The organism is Proteus sp. G2618 (assembly GCF_009915995.1).
In the GTDB taxonomy this organism is placed as follows: Bacteria; Pseudomonadota; Gammaproteobacteria; order Enterobacterales; family Enterobacteriaceae; genus Proteus; species Proteus terrae.
On sequence record NZ_JAABNI010000006.1, the window covers coordinates 181,302 to 202,655 of the forward strand.

The 21,354-nt window shown below is 39.1% G+C and carries 19 protein-coding genes; 1 reads left to right on the forward strand and 18 read right to left on the reverse strand.

Annotation, left to right across the window (positions count from 1 at the left end):
• Positions 1–93: 93 nt before the first annotated feature.
• Together GWJ01_RS03235 and GWJ01_RS03240 are read right to left on the reverse strand one after the other, a co-directional pair.
• On the reverse strand, positions 94–1,629 hold the full coding sequence (locus tag GWJ01_RS03235) for an MFS transporter (RefSeq protein WP_227003158.1): 1,536 nt from the start codon (positions 1,627–1,629) through the stop codon (positions 94–96).
• Positions 1,616–2,716 carry an HlyD family secretion protein gene (locus GWJ01_RS03240; RefSeq protein WP_161710698.1) on the reverse strand — a complete coding sequence of 367 codons (1,101 nt, stop codon included), beginning with the start codon at positions 2,714–2,716 and terminating at the stop codon, positions 1,616–1,618. The genes GWJ01_RS03235 and GWJ01_RS03240 overlap by 14 nt, the downstream gene beginning before the upstream one ends.
• Before the next feature lie 118 nt (positions 2,717–2,834).
• Between GWJ01_RS03240 and GWJ01_RS03245 the strand changes: the two genes are divergently transcribed.
• The gene (locus GWJ01_RS03245; RefSeq protein WP_161710699.1) at positions 2,835–3,467 is read left to right on the forward strand and encodes a TetR/AcrR family transcriptional regulator C-terminal domain-containing protein; all 633 of its coding nucleotides are present in this window, start codon (positions 2,835–2,837) and stop codon (positions 3,465–3,467) included.
• 56 nt (positions 3,468–3,523) lie between these two features.
• Here GWJ01_RS03245 and GWJ01_RS03250 read toward each other — a convergent pair whose 3' ends face one another.
• The 16 genes from GWJ01_RS03250 to mioC form a co-directional block, all read right to left on the reverse strand.
• Positions 3,524–4,930: a YfcC family protein gene (locus GWJ01_RS03250; RefSeq protein WP_161710700.1), complete on the reverse strand. Its 1,407-nt coding sequence runs from the start codon at positions 4,928–4,930 to the stop codon at positions 3,524–3,526.
• A gap of 9 nt (positions 4,931–4,939) precedes the next feature.
• A complete protein-coding gene (locus tag GWJ01_RS03255) occupies positions 4,940–6,073 on the reverse strand; it encodes a M20 family metallopeptidase (protein ID WP_109394513.1) in 1,134 nt (377 codons plus the stop codon).
• A gap of 813 nt (positions 6,074–6,886) precedes the next feature.
• Complete coding sequence (gene glmS, locus GWJ01_RS03260) at positions 6,887–8,713, reverse strand: glutamine--fructose-6-phosphate transaminase (isomerizing) (RefSeq protein WP_109394515.1); 1,827 nt, start codon at positions 8,711–8,713, stop codon at positions 6,887–6,889.
• 160 nt (positions 8,714–8,873) lie between these two features.
• Positions 8,874–10,247, reverse strand: coding sequence for a bifunctional UDP-N-acetylglucosamine diphosphorylase/glucosamine-1-phosphate N-acetyltransferase GlmU (glmU, locus tag GWJ01_RS03265; RefSeq protein ID WP_098941544.1), 1,374 nt, complete (start codon positions 10,245–10,247; stop codon positions 8,874–8,876).
• Positions 10,248–10,399: 152 nt separating this feature from the next.
• Complete coding sequence (locus GWJ01_RS03270) at positions 10,400–10,816, reverse strand: F0F1 ATP synthase subunit epsilon (protein WP_006534340.1); 417 nt, start codon at positions 10,814–10,816, stop codon at positions 10,400–10,402.
• 21 nt (positions 10,817–10,837) lie between these two features.
• Positions 10,838–12,220, reverse strand: a complete 1,383-nt coding sequence (gene atpD / locus GWJ01_RS03275; protein WP_023583323.1) for a F0F1 ATP synthase subunit beta — start codon at positions 12,218–12,220, stop codon at positions 10,838–10,840.
• Between the two features lie 34 nt (positions 12,221–12,254).
• Entirely contained in the window at positions 12,255–13,118 is an 864-nt protein-coding gene (gene atpG, locus GWJ01_RS03280; protein WP_109394519.1) for a F0F1 ATP synthase subunit gamma, read from the reverse strand.
• Positions 13,119–13,176: 58 nt separating this feature from the next.
• Entirely contained in the window at positions 13,177–14,718 is a 1,542-nt protein-coding gene (gene atpA, locus GWJ01_RS03285) for a F0F1 ATP synthase subunit alpha (protein ID WP_006534343.1), read from the reverse strand.
• 14 nt (positions 14,719–14,732) lie between these two features.
• Positions 14,733–15,266: a F0F1 ATP synthase subunit delta gene (gene atpH / locus GWJ01_RS03290; protein ID WP_006534344.1), complete on the reverse strand. Its 534-nt coding sequence runs from the start codon at positions 15,264–15,266 to the stop codon at positions 14,733–14,735.
• 12 nt (positions 15,267–15,278) lie between these two features.
• On the reverse strand, positions 15,279–15,749 hold the full coding sequence (gene atpF / locus GWJ01_RS03295) for a F0F1 ATP synthase subunit B (RefSeq protein WP_036914499.1): 471 nt from the start codon (positions 15,747–15,749) through the stop codon (positions 15,279–15,281).
• Positions 15,750–15,810: 61 nt separating this feature from the next.
• Positions 15,811–16,050: a F0F1 ATP synthase subunit C gene (gene atpE / locus GWJ01_RS03300; protein WP_004246596.1), complete on the reverse strand. Its 240-nt coding sequence runs from the start codon at positions 16,048–16,050 to the stop codon at positions 15,811–15,813.
• Positions 16,051–16,095: 45 nt separating this feature from the next.
• Positions 16,096–16,920 carry a F0F1 ATP synthase subunit A gene (gene atpB, locus GWJ01_RS03305; RefSeq protein ID WP_023583322.1) on the reverse strand — a complete coding sequence of 275 codons (825 nt, stop codon included), beginning with the start codon at positions 16,918–16,920 and terminating at the stop codon, positions 16,096–16,098.
• A 31-nt stretch (positions 16,921–16,951) separates the two neighbouring features.
• Positions 16,952–17,329: a F0F1 ATP synthase subunit I gene (gene atpI / locus GWJ01_RS03310; protein ID WP_098941545.1), complete on the reverse strand. Its 378-nt coding sequence runs from the start codon at positions 17,327–17,329 to the stop codon at positions 16,952–16,954.
• A 613-nt stretch (positions 17,330–17,942) separates the two neighbouring features.
• Complete coding sequence (rsmG, locus tag GWJ01_RS03315) at positions 17,943–18,569, reverse strand: 16S rRNA (guanine(527)-N(7))-methyltransferase RsmG (RefSeq protein ID WP_109394523.1); 627 nt, start codon at positions 18,567–18,569, stop codon at positions 17,943–17,945.
• Positions 18,566–20,464: a tRNA uridine-5-carboxymethylaminomethyl(34) synthesis enzyme MnmG gene (gene mnmG, locus GWJ01_RS03320; RefSeq protein ID WP_109394525.1), complete on the reverse strand. Its 1,899-nt coding sequence runs from the start codon at positions 20,462–20,464 to the stop codon at positions 18,566–18,568. The genes rsmG and mnmG overlap by 4 nt, the downstream gene beginning before the upstream one ends.
• Before the next feature lie 377 nt (positions 20,465–20,841).
• The gene (gene mioC / locus GWJ01_RS03325; RefSeq protein ID WP_161710701.1) at positions 20,842–21,282 is read right to left on the reverse strand and encodes an FMN-binding protein MioC; all 441 of its coding nucleotides are present in this window, start codon (positions 21,280–21,282) and stop codon (positions 20,842–20,844) included.
• Positions 21,283–21,354 lie beyond the last annotated feature (72 nt).

Sequence of the window (21,354 nt, forward strand, 5' to 3'; positions counted from 1 at the left end):
TTGTTTGTTCTTACTATAATGCTGTTTTAATAGCGATATATCTCTCCGATAGTGCTATTTTCCTCTGCCTGTATTCCGTTTACAGGCAGTATTTTATTTTTGAATAGTAAATAATGTTGGCACAATAGGATTAGCAGGTGAAGGTTTTAAAAAAAATAGACAAATCAATCCTAAAACAACAAACCATGTTATTAAATGAAATCCATCTATAAAGGATGCAACATGAGACTCTCTTGTTATTAAAGCCATGACATCTTGAACGTTATCAAGCCCCTTTCCTAATAGTTTTTGCTCCCCTGTTTGCACATACCCTCTTAATGACCCTTGATGTGTATCATAAGATATTCTTAAATACGTATTCATTAAGGCCCCAGCTAGCGCTGGCATTAATACTCTTGCTATTGAAATATAAGCCCCAAGATGCAACGCTTCACTGGGTTTAATATTGGTCACAAATGAAGCAATTAAACCAATTAATAAAATACATTCTCCAATAGCTTGTACCACAATAAGCAAAAAGAAATCGTCCGCTCTCCACTGATAAGTAATTTGATGACCAAGTAAACAAGAAACACCAATAATAGTAATTCCGATCATCATCACTAAACGAGGTTCTAGCCGACGTGCGATAATAATGGCTAGAGGACTACAAAGAAGATAGGTAATAAAACCAACATTGCTTATTTCTCCTATTTGTTGTGCTTTAAAGCCTGCAACAATACTCAAAAAAGAAGGAACAAATAATGAGTTGGGCAACATTAAAAAACCGTATAAACAAGCAATGACAAAACAGACCCTTAAATTATAATTTGTAAGCCAATTTAAATATCCAAAACTTTTGCTATAAATTACAGCTCTAATAATAAAAGTAAGTATTAAAATAGCACTACCAAGTAAACAAGAAATAATCAGTCCTGAATCCCACCATCCAAGTAATTCACCTTGAATAACACTAATATATAATAGAGTTAAACCTAGACATTTTAATGTCATTCCTCCCCAATCACTTTGTGCAAGTTGCTCTTTATTGATAGGTGTAATTGGCATTCCACGCCAAGCAAAAAACATAATAGCTAACGAAAATAACATTGAAACCCAATAGAGCCAGCGCCAATTTAAGATTTCGAATATTGAACCAGATATTCCTACTCCTGCATCCATTCCGACTGAAACTCGTAGGCTATAAGCTGCCATAACGATTAGCCAAACATTAGGATTTAAACTTCTTAATGCCAAAGATATTGTCATTGGCAAATAGACTCCCAAACAAAAACCAATCAAAAAATGCAGTATTAATAAAAAAGGTAGCCCAATAAAATCACCACTACTAGAGACCAAAATACAACAGAAAAAAAGTAACAAGCTTGAGCTAATTAATATTTTCTCAGCACCATAAATCACCATAAACCAAGGTACTAATGTCATACTGATTAACTGAGCAGAATTAATTGCTACGTTTAACCAAGAACCTTGCACTATATCTAGAGCAAAAATACCGCGTAAATCAGCTAAAGACATAGAAAACATACGAATAAATAGCGTAGATAAAATAGCACCAAGAAAAACAGAAAATACTATAAATAAAGGCCTGTTTTCTTGTGCTCCTGACAAGAAATTAAGCGTCATCATCAACCTCCTCTATAGATAAACTTTCTGTGTCTATTTTTACCTCGGCAGACATACCAGCACGCAATTTTGCTAATAATTTATTATTACTATCAAAAGTGATGTAAACAGGAATACGTTGAACAACTTTAGTAAAATTGCCACTCGCATTATCGGCAGGAATTAGTGCCGATTCTCCACTACTTTGCGCACCAATATAACGAACTTTTCCTTGATATATTTCATTAGGAAAAGCATCTATATTGATAGAAACAGTTTGTTCAGGAAGAATTTTTTTTATCTGTGTCTCTTTTAAATTCGCAATGATGTAAATATGATTTAGAGGAGTCAGTGTGACTATTTCTGTGCCAGGCGTAACTAAACTACCAAGATTGACTTTTATTTTATTTAACTGAGCATCAAAAGGGGCTTCTATTCTTGTATAAGTAAGTTCTGTTTCTGTTTGTTGATAACGTGTTTGAGCAATATTTTTTTCTGTTAGACGTATTTCTTCTTGAGCTTTAAGTAATACCAATGATTGTTTAGCTTGCTCCCATTCATTTTTAGCTGCGCTTTGTAATTTTATTAAACGTTGTAAATCAGATTGAGCGTCAAGGTAATTTTGTTGAGTTATAGCCCCACTTCGAATCAAATCTTTTCGTAATAAAGGATTTCTTTTCGCTTGAGCAACATCAATGACAGTCGCTTCATAGCGATTATGTAAAGTTTCGATATTAAGTTCAGACGCTTTTATCTCTTCTTTTAAATTATTAAGCTGTAATTGTGCTTTTTTAAACTCGGCAATAGCAGCTTCTTTATTAAGTAATTGTTCGTTATTATTAATAAGAGCAATAATATCTCCTTGTTTAACAAACTGATAATCCTCCTTTTTTATTTCAGAAATAAATCCCGTCATTCTTGATTTTAATATTGTAGGGTCTGTTTTTATGTAGGCATTATCAGTGGATTGATATCGTGCATCACTCCACCATTTATCCCAATCTAACGTTGCAGTTGTAATCAATACAATAACTAAAATAACAGCAACCCAAGGAGTATAAGTCATTATAAATTCTGTTATTTTTTCTTTTCTTGATAGCATATTTTTCATATTTCATTCCCAAATAACGATATTTCCACTCACTTAATCTTCAATCTAACATTGTTAGGTTTTACAAATATGGTAAACTAACAATGTTAGATAGAAAAGAGGGAAATGAGAATTATTTATGAAAACACCTAAAATTGAACGGCTGAAAGTATTGGATACCGCCCTTACATTACTAGAAACAGAAGGTATTGAAGGCTTAACAATGCGTAAACTAGCGGATGCTTTACAGATAAAAGCAGCCTCTCTCTATTGGCACTTTGATAACAAACAGACGTTAATTGAAGGGATCGCGGATAGAATAGTCAGCGATGTTGCTATAGATTTTGAATTTCATAATGATTGGAAAAAAGATATAGCACGTCTTTCTGCTGATTTAAGAAATGCATTTTTACTTCATCGAGACGGAGCAAGAGTATTTGCAGGTACTTATGTCATTTCTGAAAATGTATTACGTATAAATAATACTTTTATTAATGCAATTATACAGTCAGGTGCTTCTGCTCAATTAGCCAGCAAGATGACAATGGCGTTACTCTATTTTATTTTAGGATGTTGTATTGAACAACAATCCGTTATGCTCATTGAAAAAGTAGAATTAATGAATAAAAGAGAAGCATTTGAGCAATTAGTCCAAGATAAATTCCCTCAAACTTGGCAAGCAAGAGATGTACTTTTTGCCGATGATTTCACAAGCCGTTTCGAATTTGGGTTAGAGCAATTATTACTCGGTTTTCAGCATCAAATTAATTAAATTAAAAAAATAGCCGCTTACTATATGCGGCTATTTTAATTTTCTTATTTTATAAATCAGACAGGGCCATAGTTAATAGCGGTTGCGATACCAATTGCTGCCATACCAATCACCGTCCAAATGATCAATATTGGGAAAACAAATTTAACCCAACGAGTCCAAGGCACTTTACCCACTGCCAATACTGCCATTAATACGCCAGATGTTGGTGTAATAATGTTAGTAAATCCATCACCTAACTTAAGGATCAAAACACCAGTTTGGCGAGTGAGATCCAATATATCTAAGATAGGTACCATAATTGGCATCACAATAGAAGCTTGTCCAGTTCCTGATGTTACTAATAAATTGAATAATAAATTAAAGAAATAAAGTAACTGCGCTCCCCAAAAATGAGAGGTTTGCTGTAATGGAACGAGTGTGGCTTGAACAATAGAATCCAGCACACGACCTTCATCTAAAATAACAATCACAGCTCTAGCAATACCGACGACTAATGCACCATAAACTAAGGATTGAGCGCCTTTCATAAAAGTTTTTATGTAGTCATTAGGGCCAATTTTAAACATCGCCGCAACCACAACACTCATCATAATAAAGATGGCAGATAAGTGCTCAATTCCCCATTTATATTCAAATGCACCGTATAAAAACAATCCAATAAATGCAATAAAGACCACAAGACTCAATTTCTGCATTAAAGAGAAAGTACCATCCACGGTTTGATCTTTGTTAGCATCATAATCAGGATCATCTGTTGCTAGTCCATACATATAACTTTTAGCTGGATTATTCGCGATACGTCTTGCATACCAAACAATATAAGCAATAGTGACCACAATCAGAACTGAGAATAATACAATTCTAAAAATCACACCTGAAAATAAAGGCACTTCAGCTAAGGTTTGTGCTGTACCTAAAATAGTAGGATCTAAAACACCGACTGCATTTCCTGCATAATATCCTAGGTAAACAACAGCAACTCCCGTTATGGCATCTAATTTCATCGAACGTGAAAGGGCTATTCCTATTGGAATAAAAGCAATCACCGCATTTGCAGCCAATCCTAATGATGAAAGCATTCCAAATATAAACGCAACGGTAATAATCAGTGCTTGGTAATTACCTTTTGTTTTGACAATTAACGCATTGATCCCTGAATCAATAGCGCGAGTTCTATCATAAATAGCAATTGCACCACCAATCATAAAGATCAGAAAAATAATACTCGCTGACTGCTTTAATCCTACAGGAATAGCATAAAAAACATCCATTAATGAAGCTGGATTTTGGTCAACATAACCAAAACTACCTGGTACAACACGATTTAGCCCATTTACTGTTTCGCGTTCATAAGTTCCTGCTGGGATTAAATAAGTCGCAATAGCTGCTAAGATAACGATGCCAAAAATAATAATAAAAGCATCAGGCATAGCCCACTTTATTTTTTTATTCTTATCCATACATTCACCTTATTGAGACAAGCGCTTTAAAATATTGGCAAATAGCACCGTTCTTTCAGTTAATGAAGGCAAATCAATATATTCCTTATCGCTGTGTTGATATCCCCCAATAGGGCCTAAGCCATCTACACTAGGAGTGCCGACACCCGCGGTAAATGAAGCATCAGAACCACCACCAGTTGAAATATCTTCAATATCAAGACCAAGCAGATGAGCTTGCTCTTTGATCATGTCAATTAATGCACCACTTTCAGGAGTTTTGACCATAGGAGGGCGATTAATACCGCCATTAAGTGTAAGCTTAATTCCTTCTAATACAGGTTTGCTGCATACTTCTCTTACAAGTTTATCAATTTCAACACCTTGCTCATCGGTTGAAATACGAACGTCAATCTCAGCACGTGCATTAGGTGCGACGGTATTAACTGATGTACCACCAGAAATCAATCCTACGTTGACAGAAAGGCCGTCATCATGACGAGAAAGTGCGTGTAATGCTTGGATTTTATAAGAGAGCTCTTGAATAGCGCTAATTCCCGCTTCTGGTGCAATACCAGAGTGAGATGCTTTACCTTCAATTAAAAGCTCATAAGTTCCCACACCTCGACGCGCACTCACAATCGCTCCATTAGCACGAGCAGGCTCCATCACTAAGGCATAGGATTTATTCTTGGCATACTGTTCAATTAGACCACGAGAAGTTTTTGAGCCAATTTCTTCATCACAATTCAGGAAAATTTCAACATTTTTATAAGCACTATTGCCTGATTGTATCAATGCATTGATCGCGTAATAAGTCAGAACGTGACTGGCTTTCATATCAATAACGCCAGGGCCGTAAGCACGAGTACCTTCGATACTAAATGGACGCTCTGCCACTGTTCCTTTAGGGAAAACTGTATCAAGATGAGCAGCAATGAAAATTTGTGGATCTTTAGCTTCTTTATGCACTAAACGGTAGTTATTCCCTAATTTGTCATTTTTAAAAATTTCAACAACAAAACCGAGTTTTTCATAACGTTGGATAAGTAAATTAGCAACAGCATCAACGCCTTCTTTATCATAAGAGCCACTTTCTGTGTTCACTAATTCTTTTAAAAATTCAACCATTTCATTGTATTGTGAATTAATTGTGTTTTGCATTTCTCTTACCTCTTGTAATTATAATTTGCAGTTTTTCTTAGCTTACTTTTGAGCTTTATTTCTCCTGAAAGAACTCGCTTATAAACTGCAATAAAACGCTAAGTAACAATCATTAGCATTAATTTTTAATTTTCATTGGTTGTTAATAAATAAAACAACCTTAAACTTTACATATATTTAATGTGATTGCATCTATTTTTTAAAATCATAATAACAATTAATTAAACAACCCATAAATACAATTTAAAGAAATATATTTTTAAATAAGAGATCAGAGGAGATAAGAGAGTTAACCTGAACATTGCTTGACTGTTTTAATAAGAAATTAGAAAAATAAAACCAAATAAAACGTAAAAAAATCTCATTTTAAATCAAATTAATATAGATAAAATAAAATACCGATATAATAAAAGATCAAATAAAACACAGAATGCCTATAAAAATAAAAAACATAATTATCAATATAAACAGTACATTACAATATTTACTGTAACTATTTTTTAAATTATAAAATATAATTTATTTTTATTATTAAATATTTTATTCCTAGAAAAGATAAATAAATGTTCTTATTGAATAAGAGGATTTATTTAGTTATTTTTTCTTTAAGTTAAGCGAACCTCATTAATCATTATTAACGATTATTATTATTGACGTTGTTGCTAATGAGCAGCATTAGCCTTATTTAATAAATTTTATTTATATCTAAAGACCTGGATATATGATAAATATAATAAAAAACCCAGTGTATCTGTTAAGATCTCACTGGGTTCAAGTATAAATAACAATAAATTATTTATAAAAAGCTAATTTTTATTCAACCGTAACCGATTTTGCTAAGTTACGAGGTTGATCTACGTCTGTGCCTTTAATTAAAGCAACATGATAAGACAACAACTGTAATGGTACGGTATAGAAAATAGGTGCGATAAGTTCTTCAACGTGAGGCAGTGAAATTAACTTCATCGTTTCGTTTTCTTCAAAGCCTGCATCTTGATCAGCAAACACATACAGTAAACCACCACGAGCCCGAACTTCTTCGATATTAGATTTTAATTTCTCTAATAATTCATTGTTTGGAGCAATGATGATAACCGGCATATCTGCATCAATTAATGCTAATGGACCATGTTTTAATTCACCAGCAGCATACGCTTCTGCATGAATATAAGAGATCTCTTTTAGCTTTAATGCACCTTCTACTGCAATCGGGTATTGATCACCACGACCTAAGAATAAAGCATGACTTTTTTCTGAGAAGTCTTCAGCTAACGCTTCAATCACTTTATCTTTCGATAACATGCTTTCAATGCGGCTTGGCAATGCATGTAATGCTGTTGAAACTTCCTGTTCTAATGTCGCGACACCTTTAATTCGTCCCATATATGCCACCAGCATTAATAGAACGGTTAACTGTGTTGTAAATGCTTTGGTTGATGCAACACCAATTTCAGCACCCGCTTTAGTCATTAAAACAAATTCAGACTCACGAACTAAAGAAGAGCCAGCAACGTTACAAATTGCTAAAGAAGATAAATAACCTAGCTCTTTAGATAAACGTAAAGCAGCTAATGTATCTGCTGTTTCACCTGATTGAGATAATGTGATCAGTAAGCTATTACGGCGAGTTGCTGGTTTGCGGTAGCGATATTCTGATGCAATTTCAACATCACAAGGAATACCTGCTAAAGATTCAAACCAATAACGAGAAACCATACCTGCGTTATAAGAAGTCCCGCAAGCTACAATTTGAATATGTTCAACTTTAGATAAGATCTCTTCAGCTTTAGGCCCTAACTCACTGAGATCGATAGTTTCTGATTTTAAACGACCTTCAAGGGTGTTTTTAATCGCAAGAGGTTGTTCATAGATCTCTTTTTGCATGTAGTGACGGTAAACACCTTTATCACCCGCATCGTATTGAACATTTGATTCAATCGTATCACGATTAACTTCATTGCCATTCACATCAAAAACATGAACGTGGCGACGAGTAATTTCAACAATATCCCCTTCTTCAAGGTAGATAAAGCGGCGGGTAACAGGTAATAAAGCCAATTGGTCAGAAGCAAGGAAGTTTTCACCTACCCCAAGACCTACCACCAGCGGACTACCAGAACGAGCTGCCACTAATAACTCAGGTGTACGGCTATCCATAATAACGGTACCGTAAGCACCACGTAATTGAGGAATAACGCGTTGTACAACTTCACGTAATGTACCACCTTGACGCTGTTCCCAGTTAACAAGGTGAGCAATTACTTCAGTGTCAGTTTGAGAGGCAAACTGATACCCTTTTTTAATTAATTCTGCTTTCAGTTCTTGGTAGTTTTCGATAATGCCATTATGTACAACCGCAATCGTACCTGATACATGAGGATGCGCATTATCTTCACAAGGTTCACCATGTGTTGCCCAACGTGTATGAGCAATACCTGTACCACCAATCACTTGTGTCTTTTCTGCTTCATCAGCCAACATTTGCACTTTGCCAGCTTCACGCAGACGTGTCATTTTACAGTCATTATCCACAACCGCTAAACCCGCAGAATCATAACCGCGGTATTCTAAACGACGTAAGCCTTCAATTAAGATTTCAGCGATATCGCGTTGTGCAACTGCACCTACTATTCCACACATTGTGTTATTCCTAAAACTGTGCGTTTATTCGCACTTGGATGTCTTATACCTGATTGGCTTATTCCCCAAGCCATTGTAGAAAGCGGGGATATTTTTTTGTTTTTAGAATAATAGCGTACAAGAAAAGGGCGCTAATTAAATATACGCCCTTATCTTAAAATTATTGTTTTTTCTTCACTGGACGTTTCCATCCACTGATATGAGTTTGCTTAACTCGACTGATCACTAATTCGTTTTCATTCACGTTTTTAGTGAGTGTTGTTCCCGCACCAATTGTTGCTCCATTAGCAACAGTCACTGGTGCCACTAATTGGGTATCTGAGCCAATAAAGACATCATCACCAATAACTGTTTTGAATTTATTCGCACCATCGTAGTTACAAGTAATAGTACCTGCACCAATATTAACATTAGCGCCTACTTCAGTATCACCTAAGTAAGTTAGATGGCCGGCTTTAGAGCCAACTCCTAAACTTGCTTTTTTCATCTCAACAAAGTTACCAACATGAGCTTTATCCGCTAATTCACTACCAGGGCGAAGACGTGCAAAAGGCCCAACAGTACACTCTTGTGCTAAGTTTGCATCCTCGATCACCGTATATGGGCTAATAATCGAGTTATCACCAATCACACAGTTTTTCAGGACACAACCTGTACCAATTTCAACGTTATTCCCTAAAGTCACATCACCTTCAATGATAACGTTAGTATCAATCACGACATCTTTACCGTGAGTTAATGTGCCACGTAAATCAAAGCGCGCCGGATCAAGCAACATAACGCCTTCTAATAATAAACGTTCTGCTTGTTCTGTTTGGTAAATACGTTCTAATGCAGCCAGTTGTAAACGGTTATTCACGCCTTCCATTTCACTATGACGACGAGGGTGAGCCGTTTCAATTTTACGGCCTTCTTTATACGCTAATGCGATAATGTCAGTAATGTAATACTCTTTTTGTGCATTGTTATTATTGAGTTTACCTAACCAACGTTTTAAATCACCACCATTCGCTACTAAAATACCCGTATTGATTTCAGTAATTTTGAGTTGTTCTTCAGAAGCATCTTTTTGCTCGATAATGCCAGTCACTTCGCCATTTTCACGAACAATACGGCCATAGCCCGTTGGGTTATCTAAAATAACCGTTAATAAGCCAATACCGCCTTCTGGTTTTACTTCAATTAAACGTTCTAACGTTTCTTTGGTGATAAGTGGAACATCACCATAAAGCATCAGGATATCTTCATCATCAGCAAAGAAAGGCGCAGCTTGTTGCATTGCGTGACCTGTTCCTAGTTGCTCTGCTTGTAGTACCCAATTAACAGGTTGTGAACCTAATTTTTCTTTCATTAGTTCACCACCGTGCCCATAGACAAGGTGTGTTTGTTGAGCACCTAATGACTTGGCAGTATCAATCACATGTTGCACCATGGATTTACCCGCAAGTTTATGAAGAACTTTAGGTAACTGTGAATACATGCGGGTGCCTTTTCCCGCAGCAAGAATAACAACGCTTTTAGCTGAATTAGACATAATTAACCCGATAACTCCCGTAAAGAATGGCAAGTAAACCTGTTTATGCCAAATAATACTACATATTTCGTCACACAAAATATTTCATGACGCAAAAAAGCCAGTTAGCTAAGAACCAACTGGCTTTTTTATTCATAGACTGCCTATTTACATCAACGTCGAGTCAATTCGATTACACGTAGTTTTGCAATCGCTTTGGCTAATTCTGCTGATGCTTGAGCATAATCAACATCACCATGAGAGGATTGAATGTGTTCTTCAGCTTTACGCTTAGATTCCAACGCTTTCGCTTCATCCAAATCACGACCACGGATAGCTGTATCTGCCAGTACAATGACGCCTGTCGGCTGAACTTCGAGAATACCACCTGAAAGGTAGATAACCTCTTCTTCGCCCGATGTTTTTACGACACGTACCATGCCCGGTTTTATGGCAGTTAATAACGGGGTATGCTGCGGATAAATACCGAGCTCACCTTCGCTACCAGTTACCTGAATTCGTTTGACTTCGCCGTCATATAACTGCTTTTCAGCGCTGACAACTTTCAGGTGGAACGATGTATCGGCCATATCAACCTCCCGTCAGCCGTATTAAAGCTTCTTAGCTTTTTCTACTGCTTCTTCGATAGTACCAACCATGTAGAACGCCTGCTCTGGCAGGTGGTCATAATCACCGTTCAGAATACCTTTAAAGCCACGGATAGTGTCTTTCAGGGAAACGAACTTACCTGGTGAACCGGTAAATACTTCAGCAACGAAGAATGGCTGAGATAGGAAGCGCTGGATCTTACGCGCACGCGCAACAACCAGTTTATCTTCTTCTGACAGTTCATCCATACCTAAGATAGCGATGATGTCTTTCAGTTCCTGATAACGTTGCAGGATAGACTGAACACCACGAGCAACATCATAGTGCTCTTGGCCAACTACCAGTGGGTCTAACTGACGACTGGTTGAATCCAGCGGGTCAACCGCAGGGTAGATACCTAATGAAGCAATTTGACGGCTCAGTACAACTGTCGCATCTAAGTGAGCAAACGTTGTTGCTGGTGATGGGTCAGTTAAGTCATCCGCAGGTACGTATACAGCCTGTACAGAGGTGATTGAACCTGTTTTGGTTGAAGTGATACGTTCTTGCAGAACACCCATCTCTTCAGCCAATGTTGGCTGGTAACCTACCGCTGATGGCATACGACCTAACAGTGCTGATACTTCAGTACCTGCTAAGGTGTAACGATAGATGTTATCGACGAATAACAGTACGTCACGGCCTTCATCACGGAATTTTTCAGCCATAGTCAGACCAGTCAGTGCTACACGCAGACGGTTTCCTGGTGGCTCATTCATCTGACCATAAACTAACGATACTTTGTCAAGAACGTTAGAATCTGTCATTTCATGATAGAAGTCGTTACCCTCACGAGTACGCTCACCAACACCGGCAAATACAGAATAACCTGAGTGCTCGATCGCAATGTTACGGATCAATTCCATCATGTTAACTGTTTTACCAACACCCGCACCACCGAACAGACCTACTTTACCACCTTTAGCAAACGGACAGATTAAGTCCATTACTTTGATACCGGTTTCAAGCAGTTCTTGTGAGTTTGATAACTCTTCGTAGGTAGGTGCTTCACGGTGGATAGACCAACGCTCTTCAGTTGCAATATCACCTTTCATATCGATAGGTGTACCCAGAACGTTCATGATACGTCCCAGTGTTGCTTTACCTACTGGTACTTCAATTGGGTGGCCCAAGTTTTCAACTTTTAAGCCACGGCTTAAACCGTCTGATGTACCCATTGCGATACAACGAACGATACCACCGCCTAACTGTTGCTGAACTTCCAGCACCAGTTTTTCTTTACCATTCATAACCTCAAGAGCGTCGTATACTTTAGGGACGCTATCCTGAGGGAACTCGGCGTCCACTACGGCGCCGATTACCTGGACAATCTTTCCAGTAGCCATCTTGAATCCTCTACGTAATTCGTAAACCTAGCTGTTATACCGCGGCTGCACCAGACACAATTTCTGTAAGTTCCTGAGTAATGCTTGCTTGGCGTGCTTTGTTGTACACCAATTGCAGTTCTTTAATCAGGTTACCACCGTTATCTGTAGCGGCTTTCATCGCGACCATTCGGGCGGCCTGCTCACTCGCTAAGTTCTCTACGACGCTCTGGTAAACTTGCGATTCGATATAACGACGCAGTAAAGTATCCAGTAACGCCTTAGGATCAGGTTCGTACAGATAATCCCAAGATTTTTCTTTCAGCTCTTCATCATCACCTGGTGGTAATGGTAAAACCTGAAGAATTTTAGGCTCTTGAGCCATGGTATTGATGAACTTATTTGCCACCACATACAGTTTATCTAAACGACCTTCGTCATAAGCCTGCAACATGATATTGACTGGACCGATAAGGTCTGACAGTTTTGGATCATCACCCATACCAGTTACTTGACCAACAACATTCCCGCCAACAGAGCCAAAGAATGAAGTGGCTTTAGAACCGATTAGTGCTAAATCTACCTGCACACCTTTTTCAGACCACTCCTTCATGTCTGCCAGCAGTTTTTTGAACAAGTTAATGTTCAAACCACCACACAAACCACGGTCGGTCGAAACAACCAGGTACCCGACACGTTTAACTTCACGCTCTTCGAGGTATGGATGTTTGTATTCCAGATTCCCTAACGCAAGGTGACCAATCACACTGCGCATGGTTTCTGCATAAGGACGGCTGGCTGCCATGCGTTCCTGCGTTTTACGCATTTTCGACGCGGCGACCATCTCCATCGCTTTAGTGATCTTCTGTGTGTTTTGCACACTGGCGATCTTCGAACGTATCTCTTTTGCGCCGGCCATTTCTGCTTCTCCTCATGAACCAGACGGCCTAATATTTAACTATTAGGCCGAATAGTTATTACCAGGACTGAGTCGCTTTGAAGTTTTCTAGCACGCCTTTCAGCTTCGCTTCGATTTCTTCGTTATAAGTACCAGTCTGGTTGATTTCTTTCAATAAATCAGCATGTTCACGAGAGGCATAAGCTAATAAAGCCGCTTCAAATGGCACAACTTTTGAAATTTCAACATCTTCCAGATAACCACGTTCTGCTGCAAACAGTGATAAAGACTGTTGTGCGACAGACATTGGTTCGTACTGTTTCTGTTTCAGCAATTCAGTCACTTTCTGACCGTGGTTCAATTGTTTACGGGTAGCATCGTCCAGATCTGAAGCGAACTGTGAGAATGCTGCCAGCTCACGATACTGCGCAAGTGCAGTACGGATACCACCAGAAAGTTTCTTCATGATCTTAGTCTGAGCTGCACCACCAACACGAGATACGGAGATCCCTGGGTTAACAGCTGGACGGATACCTGCGTTAAACAGGTTAGATTCTAAGAAGATCTGACCATCGGTAATAGAGATTACGTTCGTAGGAACGAATGCAGAAACGTCCCCTGCTTGCGTTTCGATAATTGGTAACGCAGTCAGAGAGCCGGTTTTGCCTTTAACTTCACCATTAGTGAAAGCTTCTACATACTCAGCATTAACGCGAGCAGCACGCTCCAGTAAACGGGAGTGCAGATAGAAAACGTCACCAGGGTATGCTTCACGTCCAGGTGGACGACGAAGTAACAGTGAAATTTGACGGTATGCGACAGCCTGTTTAGACAGGTCATCATAAATAATCAGGGCATCTTCACCACGGTCACGGAAGTATTCACCCATTGCGCAACCTGAATAAGGAGCTAGGTATTGCAGCGCTGCAGATTCTGATGCAGAAGCAACAACAACAATGGTGTTTTCTAACGCGCCATGTTCTTCTAATTTACGAACAACGTTCGAAATAGTAGAGGCTTTCTGACCGATAGCGACATAGATACATTTAATGCCAGAGTCACGTTGGTTGATGATCGCATCGACAGCCAGAGCAGTTTTACCTGTTTGACGGTCACCGATGATCAATTCACGCTGACCACGACCGATTGGGATCATGGCATCGACGGATTTGTAACCTGTTTGTACAGGCTGATCAACTGATTGACGGTCGATAACACCAGGAGCAATCATCTCAACAGGTGAGAATCCATCATGCTCTACTGCACCTTTACCATCAATCGGCTCACCCAGTGTGTTTACCACACGACCAAGCAGACCACGCCCTACAGGTACTTCCAGAATACGACCTGTACATTTAACTTTCATGCCTTCTGCTAAGTCAGCATAAGGACCCATCACAACCGCACCAACAGAGTCGCGCTCTAAGTTCAGTGCGATAGCGAAACGGTTACCCGGCAGTGCGATCATCTCACCCTGCATAACTTCGGCTAAACCGTGGATACGAATGATACCGTCACTAACGGATACAATCGTACCTTCATTGTGAGCTTCACTCACTACATTGAACTGAGCAATGCGCTGCTTGATCAGTTCGCTGATTTCAGTGGAATTCAGTTGCATATGCTCCAGTCCCCTTAAGACTGCAAGACGTCCGTTAATCGCTCTAAACGGCCACGAATACTGCCATCGATGACGAGGTCACCGGCGCGTATAATCATGCCTGCGATAACAGACTTATCAATTTTGCAATTCAGCTTCACTTTGCGTGATAGACGTTTTTCCATCGCTGCAGAAATGTTAGCTAGCTGCTGTTTAGTTAGCTCAATGGCAGAAGTTACTTCAACGTCAACCGTTGACTCTAGTACTGCGCGCAATTGAATAAATTGGCTCAATACTTCAGGCAACGTTGATAAACGGCCATTATCAGCCATAACACGAATTAAATTCTGAGCATGACCATCTAATTGTTCGCCACAAAGGTCAACAAAGATGTCAGCCAGTTTTTCTGATGCTAAAGAACCAGAAAGTAATTCGGTTACCTGCTCATTGCGTGCTACTTCAGCGGTGAACGCCAGCATAACCTGCCATTTATCGACAGCCTGGTTTTCCACAGCAAAGTCAAAAGCTGCTTTGGCGTAGGGGCGAGCTACCGTTGCTATTTCAGACATGCCCCTCCCTCCTTACAGTTCAGCGACCAGTTTATCAACGATGTCGCTATTAGCAGCTTCATCCACGGAACGTTCAATAATTTTCTCGGCACCTGCGATAGCCAGCATTGCGACTTGTTTACGAAGTTCTTCACGAGCACGTTTACGCTCTGCATCCAATTCGGATTGAGCTTGTGCAACGATCTTACTACGTTCTTGCTCTGCTTCTGCTTTAGCATCTTCAATCATTTGAGTGCGTTGTTTATTCGCGGATTCAATGATTGCTTGAGCTTCTGCTTTTGCTTTCGCTAGCTGATCGCCTGCATCGGCTTTCGCTAAATCTAAGTCCTTTTTAGCACGTTCTGCAGATGATAAACCGTCAGCAATTTCTTTTTGACGTTTTTCAATGGCCGCCATAATTGGTGGCCATACGAATTTCATACAGAACAAAACAAACAGGACAAATGCGACGGCCTGGCCGAGGATTGTTGCATTTAAATTCACAGCACAATACCTCTTTCTTGGTTATTAACTAACTTGATGCTTTTACTGCTCATTGCCATCATTAGGCAACAGCAAACATCACGTAAAGGCCCAGACCCACAGCAATCATTGGGATGGCGTCAACCAGACCCATAACGATAAAGAACTGTGTACGCAGAAGAGGGATCAGATCAGGCTGGCGAGCAGCACCTTCTAAAAATTTGCCTCCGAGGATTCCGATACCGATTGCAGCACCGATTGCAGCTAAACCCATCATAATAGCGGCAGCCATGTACAGCAGATCCATACTCAGGTTTTCCATGACAGTCTCCAGTTTGTTTCAGTTATTTCTTCAAAGAGTTAATAATTAATGTTCTTCAGATGCCATCGACAGATAGACAATCGTTAGAACCATGAAAATAAATGCTTGTAACGTAATAATCAGTATGTGGAATATTGCCCAAGGAAGGCTTAATAACCACTGTGACCACCACGGTAACAGACCAGCAATAAGAATAAAGATCAGTTCACCTGCATACATGTTACCAAACAGTCGAAGACCGAGGGAAACAGGTTTTGATAGCAGGCTTACCCCTTCCAAGATTAAGTTGATAGGAATAAAAATTGGGTGATTAAAAGGCTGTAAAGTCAGCTCTTTTGTAAACCCTTTTATGCCTTTCATCTTAATGCTATAGAAAAGGATCAGGATAAATACACCAATTGCCATCGATAGAGTAATACTCACGTCCGCAGTCGGAACGATGCGTAACGCTGGTAACCCTAAGATGTGTTCACCGATATAAGGGATGAAGTCGATTGGTAATAAATCCAGGGCATTCATTAACAGCACCCAAACGAACACAGTCAATGCCAAAGGTGCAATGACCTTGCTCTTTCCGTGATACATATCACGGACGCTGCTATCAACGAAACCGATGATCATTTCTACTGCAGTCTGGAATTTTCCCGGTACGCCACTGGTTGCTCTTACTGCTACTTTTCTAAACAGCCATAGGAATAATGCTCCCATCAATACTGAAAAGAAAAGTGAGTCAATATTTAACACCCAGAATGATGGCGCATTTTCAGCATGGGGATTGACCAACTCGAAAGTACGCAGGTCCAACTGAAGGTTATTCAGGTGGTGACCTATGTAGTCTCTAGTGGTTAATGCTTCTCCTGATGCAGACATGATGCCAATTACCCTTTTGTTGTTAAAAACGCTAACCGTTAATGACGGCTGGTGCAACGACCTGCATAACAAGCACCGCTAAGTAGGTCATGACCAGTGGTGCAAATGCCGCTTTAAACACTCCTAAAGCAACAATCAGCAAGGCTATTGATAATATAACCTTCAACCCTTCACTGAAAGCAAAAAGCCAGTTTATGCGAACTGGAGCTTCTTCTTCGTTGACTTTTTGTAAGCGCATTAACAAAAGAAAAGCAATATTGGGTAACCAACATGCCAATCCGCCTAAAAAAGCCGAAAAACTCCAGTCAGTACTCTTTAAGTAGAAACTCGCACTGAGAATAACAAAAGTCATAAACTGCAAAAATAACAGTTTCAGTGCAACTTTCCCGTTGTAGAGGGAGACAGACATGACGTTTGTATTCTCCAGACTAGCTATCGTAAAAGGTATTACTGAATGATGTATCAAACTGTCTTTGCTATAAAGTGTCAAGTGACAAAAACGAGCAAATTATACGGGGCGTGGCAATGAATTCAATCAATAAGTAGCGAAAAAGTGAAGATTAATTTAAATTTCTTACCAAGGTTCCATTTATGAAAAATGATTAAGGACAAAAAGAGTAAAAATAATAGTACTGAATAAAATAAATAGCGTGATATATGTCACATATATAAAAGTATAAATAAAGCTTATTTCATAAAATATATAACAGAGTTAACAAATAAACTCCCTTTTATGAACAATTTAGTGGCAATTGAAAAATAATTAGCCAATTTTCAATTAAATAAATTCAATATTTTTATAATGCACAGAATTATTAATTTATTTTGGAAATAAAAAGAGAAAAACTAAGGTTACAAAGAGAATTGAAGTAAAAGATAACAAATTGTTAAATTATTGTTTTATTAAGGTGATTTTTAATGTTCCTCATAAATCCCCATAAAACAAATGGCGATAACATTGTAAATATTATCGCCAGAGCACAAAAAATGAAAAAAGGATCAGTGAAGCTCAATATTTTTGATTAAATAATCACCAAATGTCTTTGTTCATTCAATTCAGGTATCGATAAGCTAATCACTTTCTCAGGCATTTTTAATCCATTTTCAGTAAGTTCATCTAACTCTTCTTGATGAATTTGTCCTTTCAATGCATAAAAACGACCATGTTCTTCAGTCACTAAATGAGAGCACCAAGAGAGCATATCGTTCATAGAGGCAAATGCTCGACTGATAACACCATCAAAAGGTTTCTCTGTTTGGTATTCTTCAACACGGTATTGAACTGGCTCAATATTATTAAGTCCTAGTTCGTGCTGAACTTGCTTCATAAAGCGAACGCGTTTACCTAAGCTATCCAATAACACAAAGTGGTGATCGGGACGCATTATCGCCAATGGAATACCTGGCAATCCAGGTCCAGTTCCCACATCAATAAATCTTTCACCTTCAAGATATTGGCTCACAACAATGCTATCCAAGATATGACGGATAAGCATTTGCTGTGGATCTCTTACAGATGTGAGATTGTAGGCTTTATTCCATTTATCAAGCATCGCAACATAACCCGTAAGTTTTTCAGCTTGAATATCGGTAAGCTCAATGTTGGCTTGCTTAGCCAGCTTTTTTAGCCGATTAAGTAAGTCACTCATGATGCGCTCCTGCGTAATAGACCCTGTTTTTTTAACCAAACTAATAAAATGGAAATAGCAGCAGGTGTAACTCCTGAGATCCGCGATGCTTGTCCGATCGATGTTGGTTTGTGATCGTTAAGTTTTGCAATAACTTCGTTAGATAATCCGCTAACTTGTTTATAGTCCAGATCAATCGGTAACGCAGCATTTTCGTTGCGTAGTTGCTTTTCGATCTCTTCTTGCTGGCGACTAATGTAGCCTTCGTACTTAACTTGGATCTCAACTTGTTCAGCTGCTTGCGGTTTTGAATCATCAATACCCGGTGCAAAACGAGTAATATTCTTCAGTATGTCGTAAGTCATTTCAGGGCGACGTAATAAATCTTCACCATTAGCTTCTTTGGATAATGGTGTATTTAGTAATTCATTGATTTCTGAAAGATTATCAGCTTGTGGATGAACCCAAATATTTCTTAAACGTTGACGTTCTTTTTCAACAAGCTCAACTTTTTCACTAAATTGTGCCCAACGGTTGTCATCAACCATGCCTAATTCACGACCAATTTCGGTTAGACGTAAATCAGCATTATCTTCACGTAACATCAAGCGATATTCAGCACGTGAAGTAAACATGCGGTATGGCTCTTTTGTACCAAGAGTACATAGATCATCAACTAATACACCTATGTATGCTTGATCACGACGAGGGAACCAACCTTCTTGATCGAAGGCATAACGTGCCGCGTTAAGCCCTGCAAGCATGCCTTGAGCAGCGGCTTCTTCATAACCCGTTGTACCGTTAATTTGGCCAGCAAAGAATAACCCGTTAATAAACTTGCTTTCTAGGGTTTGTTTTAGATCTCTAGGATCGAAGAAGTCATATTCAATAGCATAACCAGGTCTAATGATCTTCGCATTTTCCATACCTTTCATGGAATTTACGATTTGCATTTGAACATCAAAAGGTAAGCTTGTTGAAATACCATTTGGGTAAATTTCGTTACTTGTTAAACCTTCAGGCTCTAAAAAGATCTGATGTGAATTACGATCAGCAAATCTCATCACTTTATCTTCAATAGATGGGCAATAACGAGGCCCTATTCCTTCGATGACGCCAGCGTACATTGGGCTACGATCGAGGTTATTACGAATAACTTCGTGCGTTTTTTCGTTTGTGTATGTGATATGGCAAGGCATTTGTTCAGGATGCTGATCCACATTTCCTAAAAACGAGAAAACAGGCATTGGAGTATCACCCAACTGAACGGCTAATTGGCTAAAATCGATAGTTCTAGCATCAATACGAGGTGGTGTACCTGTTTTTAAACGACCTACACGTAGCGGTAATTCGCGTAGTCTGTGTGATAACGAAACTGAAGGTGGATCTCCAGCACGGCCACCACTGTAATTTTCTAAGCCAATATGGATTTTTCCATCAAGGAAAGTACCTACAGTTAGAACAACAGATTTAGCACGGAATTTTAAGCCCATGCGGGTAACAGCACCCGTTACTTGGTCATTTTCAACAATGAGATCTTCAACAGGTTGTTGGAAGATCATTAAATTAGGTTGATTTTCAAGAGTAGTACGAACAGCTTGGCGATAAAGAACACGGTCAGCCTGTGCTCTTGTTGCTCTTACAGCTGGGCCCTTACTTGCGTTAAGGGTTCTGAATTGGATCCCTGCATGGTCAATAGCGGTTGCCATTAATCCACCCATGGCATCGATCTCTTTTACCAGATGCCCTTTACCAATCCCACCAATAGCTGGGTTACAAGACATTTGGCCCAAAGTATCAATATTGTGGGTCAGTAATAGGGTTTGACGCCCCATACGAGCTGCAGCCATAGCGGCTTCTGTACCGGCGTGACCACCACCGATGACAATGACGTCAAAGTGTTCTGGATAAAACATGTGTGAACCTTAAATGTTACGAATGCTGAATGTGTTGCATTGGGAAAACGAATTCTACTCAACTTTTTGACAGATACAAGCGAGCAGATCCGCAGGTAATTATTTAAAGATCTTTTTATTTAAAGATCTCTTTATTAGATCTTTTATTAAGGAAGCGATCCTCTGTGGATAAGTGGATTTTCTATTTAAAGATCATAAAAGTGTAAAGGATCATATACTGTGAATGATCCGTGATCTATCTGCTGATAAGCTGGGATCAAAATGACGACTTATACACAGGTCATTTATTGATATAGCCTTATACAATGGATAACTACGGGTTAACCCCTGCTTTTAAGCAGAGTTATCCACATTCGTTTGCTGTTTTTTTGTGCAAATTAAAGTAAATTTTTCCAAGAAGCTATCCATTCTTCTGCTGGATCTTCCGGAATGTCGTACTTTTGAATATCAATTTCGAGACGATCGCCAAGGCGAGTTGCCCCTTTTTCCACCAATTTTTGATCCAATGTTCTGATCGCACCGCAGAAAGTATCATATTCACTACTTCCTATGCCGATCGCACCAAAGGTGATATTGCTAAGATCAACGGAATCAGCAGATATCTCATTAGCAAAAGGCAGTAGGTTGTCAGGAATATCACCCGCACCATGCGTTGATGTGACCACCAGCCAGATCCCTTTATTTGGAAGATCATTAAGAGAAGGCCCATGGTGCAGATCTGTCTCAAATCCTTCATCAGATAAGATCTCTGCAAGGTGTTCTGCGACATATTCAGCACTACCCATGGTACTGCCACTAATAAGAGTGACTTTTTTCATTAATGATCTCCTTATGTTCAAGACGCGCTATTGTACGCTGTGAATCACTTGGGATCTACCTGTGGATAATGT